17 protein-coding genes are annotated in these 17,493 nt (G+C 41.3%); all 17 read right to left on the reverse strand.

Annotation, left to right across the window (positions count from 1 at the left end; genetic code table 11):
* Positions 1 to 129 precede the first annotated feature (129 nt).
* A complete protein-coding gene (locus tag NYE63_RS17030) occupies positions 130 to 1,017 on the reverse strand; it encodes an LCP family protein (RefSeq protein ID WP_342602007.1) in 888 nt (295 codons plus the stop codon).
* 117 nt (positions 1,018 to 1,134) lie between these two features.
* Positions 1,135 to 2,592, reverse strand: coding sequence for a S41 family peptidase (locus NYE63_RS17035; protein ID WP_342602008.1), 1,458 nt, complete (start codon positions 2,590 to 2,592; stop codon positions 1,135 to 1,137).
* A gap of 289 nt (positions 2,593 to 2,881) precedes the next feature.
* A complete protein-coding gene (gene deoD, locus NYE63_RS17040) occupies positions 2,882 to 3,586 on the reverse strand; it encodes a purine-nucleoside phosphorylase (protein WP_034307509.1) in 705 nt (234 codons plus the stop codon).
* Positions 3,587 to 3,820: 234 nt separating this feature from the next.
* On the reverse strand, positions 3,821 to 3,991 hold the full coding sequence (locus tag NYE63_RS17045) for a YozD family protein (protein WP_064505166.1): 171 nt from the start codon (positions 3,989 to 3,991) through the stop codon (positions 3,821 to 3,823).
* A gap of 179 nt (positions 3,992 to 4,170) precedes the next feature.
* Positions 4,171 to 4,878, reverse strand: a complete 708-nt coding sequence (locus tag NYE63_RS17050; RefSeq protein ID WP_207440174.1) for a hypothetical protein — start codon at positions 4,876 to 4,878, stop codon at positions 4,171 to 4,173.
* Between the two features lie 150 nt (positions 4,879 to 5,028).
* Positions 5,029 to 6,795: an ATP-binding protein gene (locus NYE63_RS17055; protein ID WP_342602009.1), complete on the reverse strand. Its 1,767-nt coding sequence runs from the start codon at positions 6,793 to 6,795 to the stop codon at positions 5,029 to 5,031.
* Between the two features lie 14 nt (positions 6,796 to 6,809).
* The gene (locus NYE63_RS17060; RefSeq protein WP_342602010.1) at positions 6,810 to 7,052 is read right to left on the reverse strand and encodes a YozE family protein; all 243 of its coding nucleotides are present in this window, start codon (positions 7,050 to 7,052) and stop codon (positions 6,810 to 6,812) included.
* A 467-nt stretch (positions 7,053 to 7,519) separates the two neighbouring features.
* The gene (locus NYE63_RS17065; protein ID WP_342602011.1) at positions 7,520 to 7,795 is read right to left on the reverse strand and encodes a YokU family protein; all 276 of its coding nucleotides are present in this window, start codon (positions 7,793 to 7,795) and stop codon (positions 7,520 to 7,522) included.
* 1 nt (position 7,796) lies between these two features.
* Positions 7,797 to 9,200, reverse strand: coding sequence for a lysine 2,3-aminomutase (gene ablA / locus NYE63_RS17070; RefSeq protein ID WP_342602012.1), 1,404 nt, complete (start codon positions 9,198 to 9,200; stop codon positions 7,797 to 7,799).
* 119 nt (positions 9,201 to 9,319) lie between these two features.
* Positions 9,320 to 10,705 carry a sigma 54-interacting transcriptional regulator gene (locus NYE63_RS17075; protein WP_342602013.1) on the reverse strand — a complete coding sequence of 462 codons (1,386 nt, stop codon included), beginning with the start codon at positions 10,703 to 10,705 and terminating at the stop codon, positions 9,320 to 9,322.
* Positions 10,706 to 10,789: 84 nt separating this feature from the next.
* Positions 10,790 to 11,638, reverse strand: a complete 849-nt coding sequence (gene ablB / locus NYE63_RS17080; RefSeq protein ID WP_342602014.1) for a putative beta-lysine N-acetyltransferase — start codon at positions 11,636 to 11,638, stop codon at positions 10,790 to 10,792.
* Between the two features lie 79 nt (positions 11,639 to 11,717).
* Positions 11,718 to 12,989 (reverse strand): peptidase, encoded by a 1,272-nt coding sequence (locus NYE63_RS17085; RefSeq protein WP_342602015.1) that lies wholly within the window; start codon positions 12,987 to 12,989, stop codon positions 11,718 to 11,720.
* 9 nt (positions 12,990 to 12,998) lie between these two features.
* Complete coding sequence (locus tag NYE63_RS17090; protein ID WP_342602016.1) at positions 12,999 to 13,664, reverse strand: 3-oxoacid CoA-transferase subunit B; 666 nt, start codon at positions 13,662 to 13,664, stop codon at positions 12,999 to 13,001.
* Positions 13,631 to 14,341: a CoA transferase subunit A gene (locus NYE63_RS17095; protein ID WP_342602017.1), complete on the reverse strand. Its 711-nt coding sequence runs from the start codon at positions 14,339 to 14,341 to the stop codon at positions 13,631 to 13,633. Before NYE63_RS17095 ends, NYE63_RS17090 begins: the two co-directional genes overlap by 34 nt.
* 1 nt (position 14,342) lies before the next feature.
* On the reverse strand, positions 14,343 to 15,707 hold the full coding sequence (locus NYE63_RS17100; RefSeq protein WP_342602018.1) for an aspartate aminotransferase family protein: 1,365 nt from the start codon (positions 15,705 to 15,707) through the stop codon (positions 14,343 to 14,345).
* A 180-nt stretch (positions 15,708 to 15,887) separates the two neighbouring features.
* Positions 15,888 to 16,217, reverse strand: a complete 330-nt coding sequence (locus tag NYE63_RS17105; protein ID WP_076366028.1) for a hypothetical protein — start codon at positions 16,215 to 16,217, stop codon at positions 15,888 to 15,890.
* Between the two features lie 224 nt (positions 16,218 to 16,441).
* Positions 16,442 to 17,416, reverse strand: a complete 975-nt coding sequence (locus tag NYE63_RS17110) for a S66 peptidase family protein (protein ID WP_342602019.1) — start codon at positions 17,414 to 17,416, stop codon at positions 16,442 to 16,444.
* Between the last annotated feature and the right edge of the window lie 77 nt (positions 17,417 to 17,493).

Consider the following 17,493-nt stretch of genomic DNA (forward strand, 5'->3'; position numbering starts at 1 on the left):
CTCGTTTTTTAAAGATGATCGATTATGATTATTCTTGCGAGGTCTATATTACAATAATTTAAGTGAATTCGAACATATTCGCTTAATATAAGGATGTTTTCGATAACAAAAGAGAATTGGAAATTCTTATTATTTTGAAAAGAATTCCTGAAGTTCCTTCTTATTTTTAGTGTAGTCCATTTCCAAAACAGCTCCGGACTGGGGATATATTTCATCTTTAAAGCTTCCTTCCACTGGAACCCTTAAGGTTTCGACAGTGTCCGGTGTATGGATGACAACTTTTGGACCCATCTCCATTATTGTTTTCAGTCCAATATCTGTATCCAAGTACGAGAGTCCTTGTTCGATGATACTAGGAAGGGCTGCCATCCCTTCGAAGGATGAGATCTGATTTATAAACGCTGTTTTTAATTGAACCATTACTTCTTGTTGACGCTCTACCCTTCCAAAATCACTTTCATCGTCATGTCTAAAACGGACATATTTCAATATTTCCTCACCATGTAAAACATTTTTACCGACGCTTGCTTGAATGCTCATATCATCAATGATTTCCTGATCCACATTCACCGCTACCCCCTCAGGTGCAAGTAAATCGACCATCTTCACAAAACCCTGGAAGTCAATTACCGCTACATGATCGACCTTCACACCGAAATTTTCCTGTATGGTTTTCTTGAGCAGTTCCCTTCCACCATAATAATAAGCTGCATTTATTTTGTTGTATCCTGATTTATTCCCGGGGATTTTCACATAACTATCACGCATAATGGAAGCCAGCTTCAGTTTCCCCTGCTCAGGAAAGTATTTTGCAAGGATAATCGCATCTGATCGAGATTTTTGCTCTCCCCTTGTATCAACACCGATTAACAGAAATGTTTTCACGCTTTCCTGGTTCTCTTCTTTGGTTAGTTTTTTTTCCGTACCTGCATTTCCATTTTGTTTGGGTAAAGGGGCATAGGTGCAGCCTGCCAGAATCAAGATCAATAGATATATGAACAATACCTTTTCTTTCATTACCTCACCTCATTGGAAAATTACCCCTATTTTCCGCCTAATGTTGGAATCCTATGCATTAAACGACAAAAAAGCCGGCTAACGATAATCGTTGGCCGGCTTTTCGGGCAAAATCATTTATTTGATTTCTTTCTTTAATACTTCTACCGCTTTTTTCACTTGTGTGTCGTTCTTAAGGATTTTCTCACGGATGACCTGCATCAATTTCACGGTAGTATCATCTTTAATCGTGCCAGTTTCTTTAATTTTTTGTTCCTTTTGGAATGCTATGACCGCATTCGAAGTTGCTTCATCAAAGAATCCATCTATCTTACCTGGATCATGACCCGCTTCCTTCAGCATCTCTTCAGCAGCTTTCACTTCACTCGAAGAATCGGATGCTTTCAATTCCTTGTCAGGCGAAATGTACGGAAGGCTGGCATAATCAGGAAGCTTCACGGTAATATCCGGCTTGATCCCTTTTTTATGAATCCAATTACCTTCAGGAGTCAACCATTTAGCTGCCGTATATTTGAAATTAGATCCATCTTTAAAGTCTTCGGCAGTCTGCACTGTCCCTTTCCCAAATGACTTGACCCCAATCAATGGGATGTCCGCAGATTCACTAACAGCCGCTGCAACGATTTCAGAAGCACTGGCACTTCCGTCATCAATCAACACGACTACCGGGATTTTCAGTTCTCCATCATTCTTCGATTTTTCGACTATTTTTTCCCCGCTGCGATCCTCAACTTGAAGGACCACTTCCCCATTAGGTATGAACAGGCTTGCCATTTCTATTGCTTGATCAAGCAGTCCCCCCGGGTTTCCCCGCAAATCCAATACGAGACCCTTCATATCCTTCTTGGACATTTCTTCAAGCGCCGTTTTCAGCTCTTGGACTGTATGTTCGGAAAAACTGGTCACTTGAATCTTGGCAACTCCATCATCAAGCATTTCCGCATATACCGTTTCAATCGGAATTGTATCCCGTTTAATGGTGAGCTCAAGCGGTTCCGACTCACCAGCTCTTGAGATGGATAGATCCACTTTCGTACCCTTCTCGCCCCTGATTTTCAGGACAGCTTCAGAAGAGCTTAGCCCTTCAACGCTTTTACCGTCCACACTTAAAATGATATCATTCGGTTTTACCCCTGCTTTTTCTGCTGGGGACCCTTTTATCGGTGAAACGACCATGATTTGTCCATCCTGCTCCTGAATCTCAGCACCGATTCCTTCAAAAGATGAAGAGATGCTCTCATGGAAACTCGATGCTTCCTTTTTATCCATATAAGCAGAGTAGGGATCATCCAATGATTTGATCATTCCATTAATTGCGCCGTCAACCAGCTTTTCTTCATCAACCTCTTCATAATAGTTATCTTTTATCTTATCGTATGTAGTATACAGCTTTTCAAATTCCGCATGCTTATCCGGTGCTAATGACTCTACTTTTTCATCTCCAAAGGTCAAGGCTATTGTAGTAATCCCTGCAGTTAGAAATATGACTAAGAAAATCCCCATAATGAACGTAAACTTCTTTATTTTAATGAATTTCCCTGCCTCTTTTGGCTGTTTTTGATTTTCTTCTTCCACTGAAGCCTCACCACTTTCATTCTTCATGACGATATAAACGATTTCTTTCTATTTTATCAGCTTTCATGCAAATCGAAAAATAATAGTTATCAAAAATAACAACTTATGTTCATATGTATTTTTTTACCCCTTCACAAAACGTTCAATATAGAGAAAACCTCCAAGGGAAACAGGCATCTCCTGACATTACAAAAATGCGGATACCAAGGAATAAATGAGCCTGTATCCAAACTGTCATTATACAGCATCACTTATTCCTGGTCACCCGCCTGTCATTCACATCCAATTATCAGTCCTGGATAGCTGCTTCCAATGCCACTTCAACCATTTCGTTAAAGGTTGACTGGCGCTCATCCGCCGACGTTTCCTCACCGGTTAAAATGTGATCGGAAATAGTTAATACAGATAAAGCTTGGCGGCCAAATTTAGCAGCAAGCGTGTATAGGGCTGCTGATTCCATTTCTATCGCAAGTATTTGGTATTTTGCCCATTTTTCCAATTCACTATTATCGTTATAAAACTGATCGGCCGTAAATACATTACCGACCTTCAATTGCAAGCCCTTAGCCGTGCCGGCGTCATAAGCTTTTCTTAGTAATTCGAAATCTGCGGTTGGGGCAAAGTCCACCCCGCCGAAAGTCATGCGGTTCATTTGGGAATCGGTGGAAGCACTCATGGCAAGGATCACATCCCTGACTTTTACATCTTTTTGAATCGCTCCTGCAGTTCCCACACGAATCAGCTTCTGGACATTATAGCTATTCATCAATTCATTCACGTAAATCGAAATGGATGGGACACCCATGCCTGTACCTTGTACAGAAATTCGTTTCCCTTTATATGTCCCTGTATATCCAAACATGTTACGAACTTCATTATAAAGTTTAGCATCCTCTAAAAATGTTTCAGCAATATATTTTGCACGCAACGGGTCCCCAGGAAGTAAGACCGTTTCCGCAATTTCATTTTCTTTTGCACCAATATGTACGCTCATACGACTATGTCCTCCTTAACTTGTGGTTGAAATGATATTCAAAAACTACTATACCATATCCACCACAAGTTAGGAAAATTGAACCTTATCCTAGAACTTGAAAAACTGGAAATCAGGAAAAGCCTTTTGGCACCCTCCCTCTAAACCGCAAACAAAACGGCGGAAGTCCGCCGTCTTTTTTTTAATGGTTAATAAAATTAAGGGAAAGGAAGCTGCTAACCGTCTAATGACAGGTTACTCATCGACTTCTTCATCAATTATGCATTTTTCAAGAAGATATTCGAATGTGATGTCAGCAAGATCTTCAACTTCAGCTTCTGTTGGAAGATAGCCCCGTCTTATCAATTCTTGAAAAAAGAATTCCGCTATCTCTTCTGTATCAATAAAAACCTCAATTTCTCGCAAATCATCGCCCCCTTATTTAAAGGTCTATGAATGTGTAGAGACAAATATACCAGTAAGGCATCCCATAATGGAAAATCATATGAAGTACCTATAGTTATCATGGTCCATTCGTGTTCAATTTGAATGGATGCTTCTATAGGACATTTAAAAATTGCCCTTTAAAAAGTTTGGGATATCTTTCACTTCGTTTGCTTCTTTTTATGATCTGGATAAATTTCCTCTGCCGCTTTTTCAATTTTAGCGAGGGCAATCTTCATGATATGACGATATTCATCATCGCCAAAATGTTCGTAGAGCTTACAATAATCATTATATAAATCCAACAGTCCATCAATCATTTCCTTTTTTTCATTTTTTGTCATTGTCATATCTCGCTCACCTTTACCAGGGTTGTTTTGTTTAGCAATGATAGCAAGCTCATTTTTCTTTTTAGGAAGGAGCAGACCCAACTTTTTAATGATTCCATCTGCACGTTTAGCATCGGCTATCAATGTCAGTTCTTCTTCATGCGCTTCAAGCCATTCACCATCCGAGATTCTTGATAACTCATAGATTACATCCTCCCAGGCATTTTCCTTATAGCGCCAAATTTCTGTTCGATAGCCGATAATCTTGAAATAATCCTGTTCATATCCATCCACCTGGACCAAGTCACCTAATAAATATTTATATTCAATATCGATTTGCTCTTTTTGATAAAGGATTTCACCTTCATATTCATTTATCGATTGCAATGTTTTTTCGATATAAAGACCTTCACTATAGTTCACTTCATACACATAAGCACCATCGAGAAATTTTACATCGGTTATATTCCCGACTGTCCCATACATTGTTATTACGACTGTATCGCCTAATTTAAATTTCGGCTGTTTTTTTTTGCCCATAAGAGACATCCCCCAATATGGTCCTTATCGTTTGATTAGTAAATTATATGCACAAACAAACATGGAGGTTAATGGAAATGAGAGGGCATTTTGCTCATTTAGATAAGTAACCTGCCAATTTATTAAAAGGCACTACAACCAAAAACCGCCTCATTTAATGAGACGGTTCGTAGTGGGGATGATGAGCGTCACTTTCGTTCCTTCGTCGAGAACGCTCTCAATTTGGAATTTCCCTTTTAATTCCTCCATTATCTGAATGCACGTCGCCACACCTAATCCGTTTCCATCCGGTTTGGTAGTATAAAAGGGCATACCGATATTTTTTAAATTCTCTGGACTGATTCCTTTTCCATCATCACTGATCACTAATTTTACATATTGGGACACCGAGGTCTGTTGAACTTCAATCTGCCCCCTTGCTTCGATGGCTTCACAAGAGTTATTCAAGACATTCAAGAGAACTTGCCTTAACCGGTTCCTGTCTGAATAAACAATGACGGATTGTGTCACCCTATCAATTATTCTTACGTGATAACTCGGCATTGAGGAAGTATATGTATCTATAAGTTCATCAAGGAAATCCTTTAAATCGATTCTTTCCCATTCCAGTTGATGTGGTTTTGCCAAATCAAGAAGTTGTGTCACGAATACATTCACCCGATCCACTTCATGAAGCATGACATCACTATATTTTTCTATTAATGTTTTATCATGATCCTGGCTCTTCAAAAGTTGGAAAAAGCCCTTTATTGTCGTCAGCGGGTTCCTGATTTCATGGGCGACACCGGCAGCAAGCTGGCCAACATATTTCAATTTTTCCGTACGGACGATTTCCTTCTCACGATCTTCTATCGTTTCCATCATTCTTAGAAAGGCAAGGTTCAATTTTTCCATTTCCTCGAAGCTTCTTTTGTCGGAAATGATGAATTCCTTTCCTCCAATGAAATCCTCTGTCGCTTCGACAAGCTCCTGAACTGGCCGCACGAGGGTCTTTGTTAGTAAATAGACAGCCAGAATGATAGATACAAAAACGATGCTGTAGATGGTCAGGTACCGTGTTAATAGGTCATTCAAAGGCTGAAACACCTGTTTCTTATCAGCACCCACAACAACAAACCATTTATTCTCCGTTTCTGCTATCGTATGGACAGGCTGGATGGAATATATTTTTTCCCCATTCTCTGCGCTGTACAAGTTATCCGATACCGAAGCTTCCATCAGCTTATCTTTCGTTAATCCCATCTCTTTCAAGGCAGAATCCTGCATGACGCCATGCGGGTCTTTTTTCGAAATCATGATACCTTCTTGATTGATCATGAAAAAGTTCACTGGGTATTTATCGCTAATTTCATTAGCCTTTTTCTCTATCATCTCCCAAAGGCCTTCCAATCGGAAAGCTGGAGATACGACACCGATCATTTTCCCTGCATTATCATATACCGGCGCACTCAGAGCTATTATGGGTTCTGAGTAAGCCCGGGTTTTATAAACGTCAGAAAGGAATTCATGACCCTCTATGGCCTCTTTGAACCATATTTTCTCCGCTAGGTTGTCCCCGATCATTTTATTGGATGTATCTGCAATGACATTTCCTTTCATATCCAAATGCAAGACACCGTAATAATTTCCTTTTGCATCGATAAACTTTTTTAGTTCATCTGACTTCTCTTCTTTTGAATGGCCAGGATTGATGATTACCGAATTTGCACTCATTAACTTCACATCACTGATTCGTTCGTTCAAATAGCTATATGTTTCATTTACTATATTCAGTGAACCTGCATTCAGGGCATTTTCTGCTTCCTTTTCCAGCAGGGACCTTTGCGATCCATAGGATATGATCCCCAATATCAGAAGCGGAACACTTGCTATAAGTAAAGAATAAAGCAAAATACGGGTTTGAAGGCTTTTAAGCATCCTTCCGATCCTCCCTATTCCTGATCTCCCAATATGAGTCCTTCTTCTATTTGGACATACTGTTCCCACGTTTGATCGAATACTGACATACTTTCGAGATAGTCTGCATTCAATTCCAAATAACTGCTCAGTTCATTATAATCAGTCGATTGTTTTGGGAAGCCATGATCCTCATAGGCATGATTGGCAAATTTAGTGATTGCATCAATTTCCTTTGGTTGTCGAAATTTCATTAAATATAAATAAAATGGTCTCATGATGTCGAGCCCCCCCTAAAATAACTATGATTTCTGCTTTAATATATCGGAAACTTTCGCTTCCGTCCACTTTTTTAAAAATCAATTTGGTTTTTTCTTCCTCATTTTATGAAATCCACGATTTTTCAACATAAAAAGCATTCGTTATATTACGGAATTACACTTAAATATCGTACTCATTCCATATTGATTACATCCTTTCGATAAAGGAAACAAAGTGTTTCAAACTTTTTTAACCTACTTCTGCAATCAAATGCCCAAGTCCCATAAAAACAGGCGGAGCATGTTTTGTCATGCAGCTTGAAGGATGGCGGAATTTCTTCAAAACCTTATTTTCCAATTTACCCGCAGGCTTTCATTTTGTGAAAGGGAAAATCCCCTTCATCTAAGATAGAAATAGTGGTTTACACTGTTCTGTCTAAAATGAGGGGATTTATTCATATATGGAAAAGTAATACACCCTGCCACTAAAAGTCAAAGTAATTACGTTTCAACAGCCTTTTCATGTTCATTAGCTCACTGTACTTCGTTTGTTTTTCAAGCTGTTTCGAATCAATTAAAAATAGTTGATTTTCAATTTCCTTCACTATTTCATCACTTTGAAAAAGAGCATCGCAACTCTCGCAATGAGATGAAGGGGTTTCCGTAATTTCAACCGCCCTCGTACCATCCGGCAGTTCCCAATACACAGTCCCCTTTACTGATGAAAGCTTACCTTTCTCACACCATGGACACGTCTCCATGCTATTCATCCCCCTTTGGAGTGCTCTTTTTTTGCTGTGCCTGGAATTTCTTTTCTTTTAACAGATCCCGCTTTTCCCGTTGGTTTTTCAACGAAGCATGCTCTGGGTTGGTCACGTAATTTTCCCGTCGATTCATTCGCTTCAGCCCTTCAGGCACTAAATTGAATTGCTTGTCGTTCATTAAACCCGATACACCTATATCTGACTGTTTTTCTTCCATATCAGGATATACCCCTTTGAAATAATCATCTGCAAGTCCCGGTGTATACTGCTCAGGTTCTGGATATGTGGTTATCACACCTTCAAAATTACGCAGCACCGTTTTTGTTGGAGATTGTGAAAGGATATAATTCGGCTGCAGTGTGATTTTCCCTCCCCCTCCTGGGGCATCGACGACGAAGGTGGGTACAGCATACCCGGATGTATGGCCTCGGAGCCCCTCGATGATTTCAATCCCTTTTGAAATGGGAGCCCTGAAATGACCGATGCCTTCCGATAGATCGCACTGATAAATATAGTAAGGGCGGACACGGATCTTAACAAGATCATGCATCAGCTTTTTCATGATTGCTACACTGTCATTTATCCCCGCTAAAATAACTGCCTGGTTGCCCACAGGTACACCTGCATCGGCAAGCATCTCACATGCTTTCTTTGACTCCTCGGTAATTTCTATCGAGGTATTGAAATGAGTATTCAGCCAAACCGGATGATATTTTTTTAAAATGGCACATAAATTTTCAGTGATTCTTTGAGGAAAAACAACCGGAGCCCGCGTACCTATCCTGATTATTTCAACATGAGGAATTTCCCTTAAGTTTTTGAGGATATATTCAAGGATCGTGTCATTGATCAATAATCCGTCTCCGCCGGAAATAAGAACATCCCGTACTGCCCGTGTGTCACGTATATAACCGATTGCTGCGTCCAATTGTTTTTTTGGCACACCCATGCCAATTTGGCCTGAAAAGCGTCTTCGCGTACAATAACGGCAGTACATGGAGCACTGATTCGTCACCAAAAAAAGTACGCGATCTGGATATCTATGGGTCAGTCCCGGTACAGGGGAGTCCTCATCCTCATGAAGGGGGTCTTCCATGTCATATTTGGTTTTATGCATTTCTTCCGAGATTGGGACCGATTGCATTCTGATTGGACACCTTGGGTCATCTTTATTCATTAACGAAGCATAGTATGGGGTGATATTCAATGGAATGGTTTTTGTGGAAATCCTCACACCTTCCTCTTCATCCGGAGTCAGGTTTATCACTTTTTTCAAATCATCAACAGTTCGGATCGTATTCGTAAGCTGCCACAGCCAGTTATTCCATTGTTCTTCGGTTACATCTTTCCATAGCTCTATATCTTTCCAATTGCGATCTGGCTTATATAAGTCAAATAACATGGTTATACCTCCTGAGTTATGATAGTAGTATTAAATGCAAGAAGGGTGCCAAAATGACCCAAAAATTCGAAGGCCCATAAAAAAAACCGGACTGCTGGCTGCATCCGGATTTTTTCCATTCAAATATGTTTTTTTATTTTATATTGCAAGGTCTGTCTTGGAATCTGCAATAGCTTCGATGCCTGAAAAACGTTACCATTCGTTTGAAGAAGGGCCTCGGTAATCAATTTCGATTCCATCTCAATCATGGCCTCACGAAGCGGAAGTATTTTTTCTGATGAAGAAGTGATGCGCTTTTTTAAAAACTGGGGGAAATCTTCATGGTTCAAAACATCTTTCTCCGTATGGTTCATCATAAATTCTATCGTATGTTTAAGCTCCCTTACGTTTCCAGGCCAATGATATTTCCGAAAAAAAACCTTTGTCTTCTCATCCATGCCTTTTATGGACAGTCCTAATTTACTGTTAAATATTGATATGAAATGTTCAGTAAGAAGCTCTATATCATCAATCCGCTCCCTTAGCGGAGGCAGCTCGTAGCTCAATACGTTCAATCGGTAAAATAAATCCGGCCTTAGCCTGTTTTCCGATACGGCCTTTTTAGGATCTATATTCATCGCTGCCATGATCCTGACATCCACCTGTACACTCTTTGTACCGCCTATCCTCCTGATGAACCCATCTTCAAGCACACGCAGAAGCTTTGCCTGCAAGTCAATCGGCATCGATTGCAATTCATCCAAAAATAAGGTTCCGCCATTGGCTAATTCAAACAATCCCTGGCGTTCCAAAGCACCAGTGTAGCTTCCTTTAGCGGTACCGAATAGAAGCGATTCCAATAGATTTTCTGGTAATGCCGCACAATTTTGCGCGATGAATGGTTCTTTACTGCGGCTCGAATCCTGGTGGATACTTTGAACAAAAAGCTCTTTCCCCACACCGCTTTCCCCATAAACCAATACCGATGAGGAGGAGCGGGCAGCCTTTTTCCCTTGTGATATCAAATCTTTAAACCCAATATCACTTGTCATGATTTCAGTGAATGAATACAATCCGCCGGTCCCAGGCGTTTTCCTTTCAGGACTCTTGATTGTCTTGAGCGAGCTTTCCAGGTCAGCTAACCTTTCAGATAATTGCTTCAAGCTTGAATAATCCTTGGCAATTTCTATTGCACCTATCATAAACCCATCAACATATATGGGGAGCGTCGTATTTAGCGTCTCAATGATTCGCCCATGTGCATTTACGTACGATTGACTATAGTTGTAGATTGGTTTTTCAGATTTAATGACCCGGAGTAAGGTCGATGATTTGTGATTCAAAGAAGGGAAGGCTTCAAGCAACGGTTTCCCAAGTACCTCACTTCTTTGCATCCCATCATGATTGGCCGCCACCCTGTTATAAAAGATGGTCTGTCCTTTTGGATCTATCACATGAATGCCTTCATCAATGGTTTCTAATATCGCTTCCAACACTTCACTTGTATTAAAAAATTCACTTGGCAAGAATATCCCTCCTTAAGACCTTCTTGCTAGATGTATATGAGGAAAATGCCAAAAACTTGTCATGAACCGCCTAAAAATGAGCATTCAAGTAAGATTTTTCACCCAAAGGTTCATATCTTCCAGTTTATCGAAAATATAACAATTATTAGCTAAACGTCCACGGTACGAGTATCCATGCTGATGCAATGCAGCATTCATGCCGAATGAGAGCGACCGGGCAATCGAATAGATACAATAAATCCCATGTGAAATAAGATAGTCTTCAAGCGCGGAAATCAAGTGTTTCATCAAGCCGTACTGCCGATGTTCCGGCAATGTCGCACAGTCAGTGATTTCTGCATTATGGTAAAAGGAATCAATTTCTGCGGAAGCAGCACTGACGATCCTCTCTTCATGGACATAAATATAAAAAACCGTTCCCATTTCCATGCACTTTTTCACATATACCGGATCATTCATCGGTGTGGGATACACTTCGAAAACCTTCCCATACAATTGGGCAAGCTGAAGTGCATCGGTAACTTCTGCTTTACGGCCTTGATAGGCTGACGGCGGATCATCTTTTCCGGATTTTATCGGCAGACTCTTAACATCGGTAAGGATTTGATCTTCCTTTTCCCATACTGCACTGTTGCGCCTTTCATTCCGGTTATACTTAACAAGGAAGAAACAATCGCTTCCCAAAAAGAATTTATCTATGCTTCCTTCATATAGAAAGCCCTGAGCAAGCAAGTCCATAACGTTTTCCTTGCGTGACTTGAAGATGATTTTTTCTGCTGATATGCTTTTAGCCACCTTCAAAGATTCCTCCACACATTCTTGAAAATGACCAAGATAATCATCAACCCTTATTCGCTTATTAAAATGGTCGATCGTAATATGTATGGTACACCTTGGCTTTTGAATTCTTTTTTCAATGATTCCAGCCTCCATTTGTCCCACTCCTTTCACATCTTCGAAAATTGTTGCGAAAGGCCTGACCCCTCCTGGAATCAGACCTTGGGAAAAATGATTATTCCTGGTCCACCCCACACCATTCAATAATGGTCAATGCGATGATTTCCGCAACCTCCATCATTTTATCCACCTCTATATATTCGTTCGAATCATGGGCCATCTTCGTTTCCCCTGGTCCAAACACAACTACTGGGGTAGAGCCAATTGATGAAAGATACCCTCCATCCGTCGCCCAAGGGGATGCTTCGACAAGCGGTTCTTCCCCTACCACTTTTTCATAGTATGTGCCAATTGTCTTCATGAGCGGGTGATTTATTTCGAGATTGCCAGGCAGCCATCTGGCCCCAAACCACTCTAATTCAATAGGTTTTTCTAAGAACCATGCATCACTCTGGTTTAAAGCATCTATTCGCTCCTTCAGCGACTTTTGTGCCTCTTCCATGGTTTCTGTCGGGGCGATGCCGAATCTACCTTCCAGAACGGCTGTATCCGGCACGGAGGAAGGCCAATTCCCGCTTTGAATGCTTCCTATGTTGATTGGAATGGGGATAGGGACATTTTTATAGAGTGAATGACGGAGTGACTCATTCCGTTCTTGTTCAAGCATCTTGATTTCCTTCATTACACCAACCGCTTTATCTATTGCACTGACACCTTCATACCTCGTGCCTCCATGTGCAGACTTGCCTTTTATTCTCAGTCGAAACCACATCGAACCTTGCTGTAATGGGAATAGCTTCATATTTGTAGGCTCTGGAATGATTGCACCATCAGCTTTGTACCCCCGTAAGACTGCCGCAAGTGTGCCGGCACCGCCGCTTTCCTCTTCAATCACACTCTGGAATATCACATCTCCCTTCAATTGGATTCCAGATTCGACGATCGCTTCAATGGCCAGCAATAAAGATACATTGCCGCCTTTCATATCTGCAGTTCCCCGCCCGAAAACTTTCCCCTCTATTAACTTGCCGCTATAGGGTTCATCGTGCCATGCTTCAGGATCTCCTTCAGGAACTACATCAATATGTCCGTTTAAAATAAGGGATTTACCCTCGCCTGTTCCTCTTTTAATAGCCACAAGGTTCGGATTTCCTTTAAAATCCCTGCGGTCGCAATAAAAATGGGGATGTTTTCTTAATTGTTCATCCCCGATTTCCCAAAGATCTATTTCCAGACCAAGTTGTCTGCACTTCTCGACCACTATGGCTTGTGCACTTCCTTCTTGCCCCCTTTTGCTCGGTTCCTGAACCAGTTTTTGCAAAAGCTGAACCCCATTCATCTGATGTTCATTCAACCATGTTCTTATTTTTTCCTCATACATATCCATTCTCCTCTCTCATTCTTTTAAAATATGGATGTTTTCAGAGACGGTAAACGAGGCTTCGGTCCGATGCCTGATTTCCTGAATGTTGGACGTATCAAATACATCAGTTAATAGGAGGCCCTCCGAAGTTACGGAAAACACGCCTAATTCGGTGATGACCATATGTACGCATTTCTTGGCAGTTAACGGCAACGTACATTTTTCGACTAATTTAGACATGCCCGTTTTATCGTTATGTTCCATCAAGACAATGACCTTTTTTGCCTTTGCAGCCAATTCCATGGCACCGCCCATGCCTGGCACCCGCTTTCCCGGTACAATCCAATTAGCGAGATCCCCCGCTTGACTTACTTGAAGGGCTCCTAGAATCGTGATATCCACCCTGCCTCGCCGTATCATCCCAAATGCAACAGTACTGTCGCAGTACGAAGCCCCCGCTCTAATGGTGATCGGCAGTCCCCCAGCATTGCAAAGATGGGCATCTTCCTTCCCCGTTTCAGGAGTACTGCCAATACCCACAAGGCCATTTTCAGCATGAAACATAACTTTATGGTCACTCGAAAGATGATTCGGTACAAGTGATGGAATGCCAATTCCCAAATTGACCAGCATCCCATCACTTATTTCTGCTGCTGCCCGTTTTGCTATTCTATTTCTATCTTCGGTTCCCAAGCCCATTTCCAATCGACTCCTTTTGATGGAATGATATAATCCACAAAGGCACCCGGTACAATGATGTCCTCTGGATCCAAAGAGCCAAGCGGAACGATTTGCATGGCTTCGACTATAGTGATTTGTCCGGCCGCAGCTACGATTGGATTCGTGTTCCTGGCACTTTTATCAAATATAAGATTTCCATAAGGATCTGCCATTTCTGCGTAAACAATGGCGATATCTGCAGTTAATGCCGGTTCCACCAGATAATTTTTCTTACCTAACTTTACGGTTTGCTTGCCGTCCCGGACGATATCGGCCTCCATTCCAATATCGGTCAATATCCCGCCTAGTCCCATCCCTCCGGCCCGGATTCGTTCGACAAGTGTCCCTTGCGGAGAGAACTCCACTTCGAGTTCTCCATTGTTCATTAGTAGTCCTGCATTTGGATTGGAACCGATATGGGACACGATGATTTTTTTTGCACGGCGTTGGGTGACCAGTCTTCCGATTCCGATATCAGGGAAACCTGTATCGTTCCCAATCAAGGTTAAATCCTTTATGCCTGATTCCAAAATCAGATTGATCAATCCCGGAGGCGTTCCTATGCCACCGAACCCCCCAAACAGGATGGACTGATCATCTTTAAAGTGATGGCGGACATCCTCCAAACGACAAATCTTCTGGAATGTATTTTCCACCCTATGACTCACTTCCTTGTTGTGATGGCCGTTTACCTATCGATTCATTAAATTGCCCAAAAGTTATATCGACTCTCATTAACAATTCAGCACACTCCTCTTCCGATATCGTTAACGGTGGGGAGATGATGATGGCTGCCCCGGTTACACCGTCAAGTCCTGCTGCAGCGGGATAAAGAAGTATTCCATTCCTCATTCCCAATTCAATGATTTCATTGGTCACGTCGGCCTCCTTCGGAAATGTGACCTTCGTTTCTTTTTCCTGGACAAATTCGATGCCAATCAATAAACCTCTCCCGCGTATATCACCGATAAAGGAATACTTCCCTGCCAACTTTTTCAGGCCCCTAATCAGGTAATTCCCTCTGTCGGCTGATTTTTCGACAAGTTCATTTCTTTCGACATATTCTAAAACGGCCAAAGATACCGCACACGATAACGGATTTGCACTAAGCGTATGGCCTCCTATTATTGACTTCGAGCCTTTCATTATTGGCTCCATCACGTTTTTGGTCATAACTGCGGCCGCTATCGGGGTATATCCGCCACTCATTCCTTTACCAAATGTTACGATATCAGGTTCCACATCCCAATATTCGGAAGCAAGCATCTTACCGGTACGTCCAAATCCGGTCATTACTTCATCGGCAATGAATAAAATATCATTGTCTTCGCAGATTTTCTTGAGTTTTCGAAAATAACCATCAGGAGGAACAATGGCCCCTCCTGCTGCGCCGATAACTGGTTCTGCAATGAACGCCGCTATATTTTCACTGCCAATTCGCCTGATTGATGTTTCCAATTCCGAAGCACAAGCCATTCCGCACGTATGTGGATCAAGTTGAAGTGGACACCGGTAACAATATGGAGGCGATACAGAAGGATATGATTCAAGCAACGGAGTAAATCGTTCCCGGCGAATCGGATGGCCAGACATGGAAAGAGCTCCCATCGTGATGCCATGGTAGCTCATCCACCTCGATATAATTTTTTGTTTCTTGGGCTTCCCTTTTTCCTGCCAATGCTGAATGGCAATTTTCAATGCCGTTTCAGTCGCTTCGGAGCCGCTGTTTACAAAAAAGCTGTATGTCAGTTCCCCTTTGGTCAATTCAGCAATTTTTCCGGCAAGTTTCTCTGCAGCATCGCTGGTGAATTGGGAACGATACACAAATGAAACCTGTTTAGCCTGTTTTACCATCGCCTCTATGATTTCCTGGACTCCATGGCCAATATTGGCTGTAACAGCACCGGAAGAAGCATCTAGGTAATCCTTTCCTTCTTTATCGTATAAAAACACTCCCTGACCATGACTGATAGTCGGATAGGCTCCTCCCAGGACCGGTTTGATCAATGAAGACTGCTCCATAAGCCCACACACTCCTTCTCTAAAAAAACAAATGCAATATAGTAAAGTGTATGTCCAGATTAAGTCAATCTTGCTAAGGAAATTGACCAAAGCATGTAAATTGATAAATTTCTTGGTTTCATGGGGGTGTCCAAAAAATGGCGACAAAAAAAGTGTATCCGCGAGAGATACACTTTTTTCTTACAATGCGCTATTTAGTTTTTCTTCACGAATTGACTCCAAAAAACTTTCATCCTTTAAAACAGCCAGCACATTTTTATAAAAAGCAGTTTTATCGATAACTGAAGTATGCACATATTCATACTCTTTTAAAGACGGATGACGCAAAACATTTTTCATGCAGGAATGACAAACTTTTTTAGTTCCTAACTTATAGTAGTTTAAGTTACTTGCATCCCCATTAGAAGTGTCTTCGTTACAAACGAAGCATGTATGGCTCACACGGCCTTTTTTATTATACTCGGCCAATGCCCCTTCTAAACGAATGGATGCGGGAATTGTTAATAACACATAATCACCTTTTCTATTTTAAATCTCTTAGTATTATATCAGAAAAATATAGAATTTGAACTATTAGACTCATATTCCCTAATAATGCTTGTAAAATAGGACATTTTCCAGGGCTGACAAGAGGAAAGATTCCTAAAATACACCAAAATGCAAAATATATTCATACAAATCCCGAACAGAATAAAACACCGTCCACTTTTTGAACGGCGTCTTCAAACTGTGTGTCATGAATGGATCTGGATCGTCGCTTTTCCGTTCTTCACTTTCATTACAGCTTTTGAACCAACCGGCACCGTTACGAATGGATGAACATGACCAAAGTTGGCATTAGCGATCACAGGTATGCCATTTATCTCCCTTTTGGCAGCGATGATTTCCTGCAAAGCATATTCAGTCATTCCTGAATCCTTTTGGAAACGGCCGATGACAATTCCTTTAATCCCACTTGCATCTGGCTGATGGAGCAAGGATTGTAAATCCCGATCAAAACTGAAAGGATGGCTTTCTTCATCATCTTCTATGAAAAGGATGCTGTCCTCTAATGAAGGCATGTACTCTGTACCTTGTAATAGATTGAGTGTACAAAGATTCCCCCCAATGATTGTCCCAGCAGCGTCACCTTCCTGAATGACCATATATCCAGCATTCGGGTGGAAAGTTCGGTCATCCTGTTCCAAATGCCAAGAATCATCACTCCACGTCTCACTTGGATCAAGATAAAAGTCTGCACTTTCAATTACAGCCTTTTTAAAATATTCCATCGTATATTCCAGACCAGCCTTCATCCCGAACGTCGAGAAATCTGGACCTGAATATGTAGTTAAGCCTGTTTTATTATAAATGGCCAATAAGATTGCGGTTATATCACTATACCCGATCAACACTTTTGGATTTTCCTTAATCAAATCATAGTCGATATACCGTAACAATTGGTTAGCGTTATACCCCCCGATTGCTGTAAAAATCCCCTTCACATTCGGATCCCTGAACGCCTCATGCAAATCCTCGATCCTGTCTTCAATCGAATTCGAGAAAAAGTCATCATGGAACAAAGCCGTTTTACCATATGTCACTATAAAACCAAGCTCAATCAATCTTTCTTCTGCCAATCTGCGTTGTTCTCCTTTGACAATCGCCAAGCTTCTTGAAGGAGCAATTACGCGAATTTCATCCCCTGCTTGTAAACGGGAAGGTTTCATATCTTTATCCCCCTAAATTAATTACATTCTGTCGTTATTTTAGCAGAAATGGTGAACAAAGAAAAACCAAGACCCTT

It is taken from the genome of Peribacillus sp. FSL E2-0159 (assembly GCF_038643155.1).
Classification (GTDB): domain Bacteria; phylum Bacillota; class Bacilli; order Bacillales; family DSM-1321; genus Peribacillus; species Peribacillus simplex.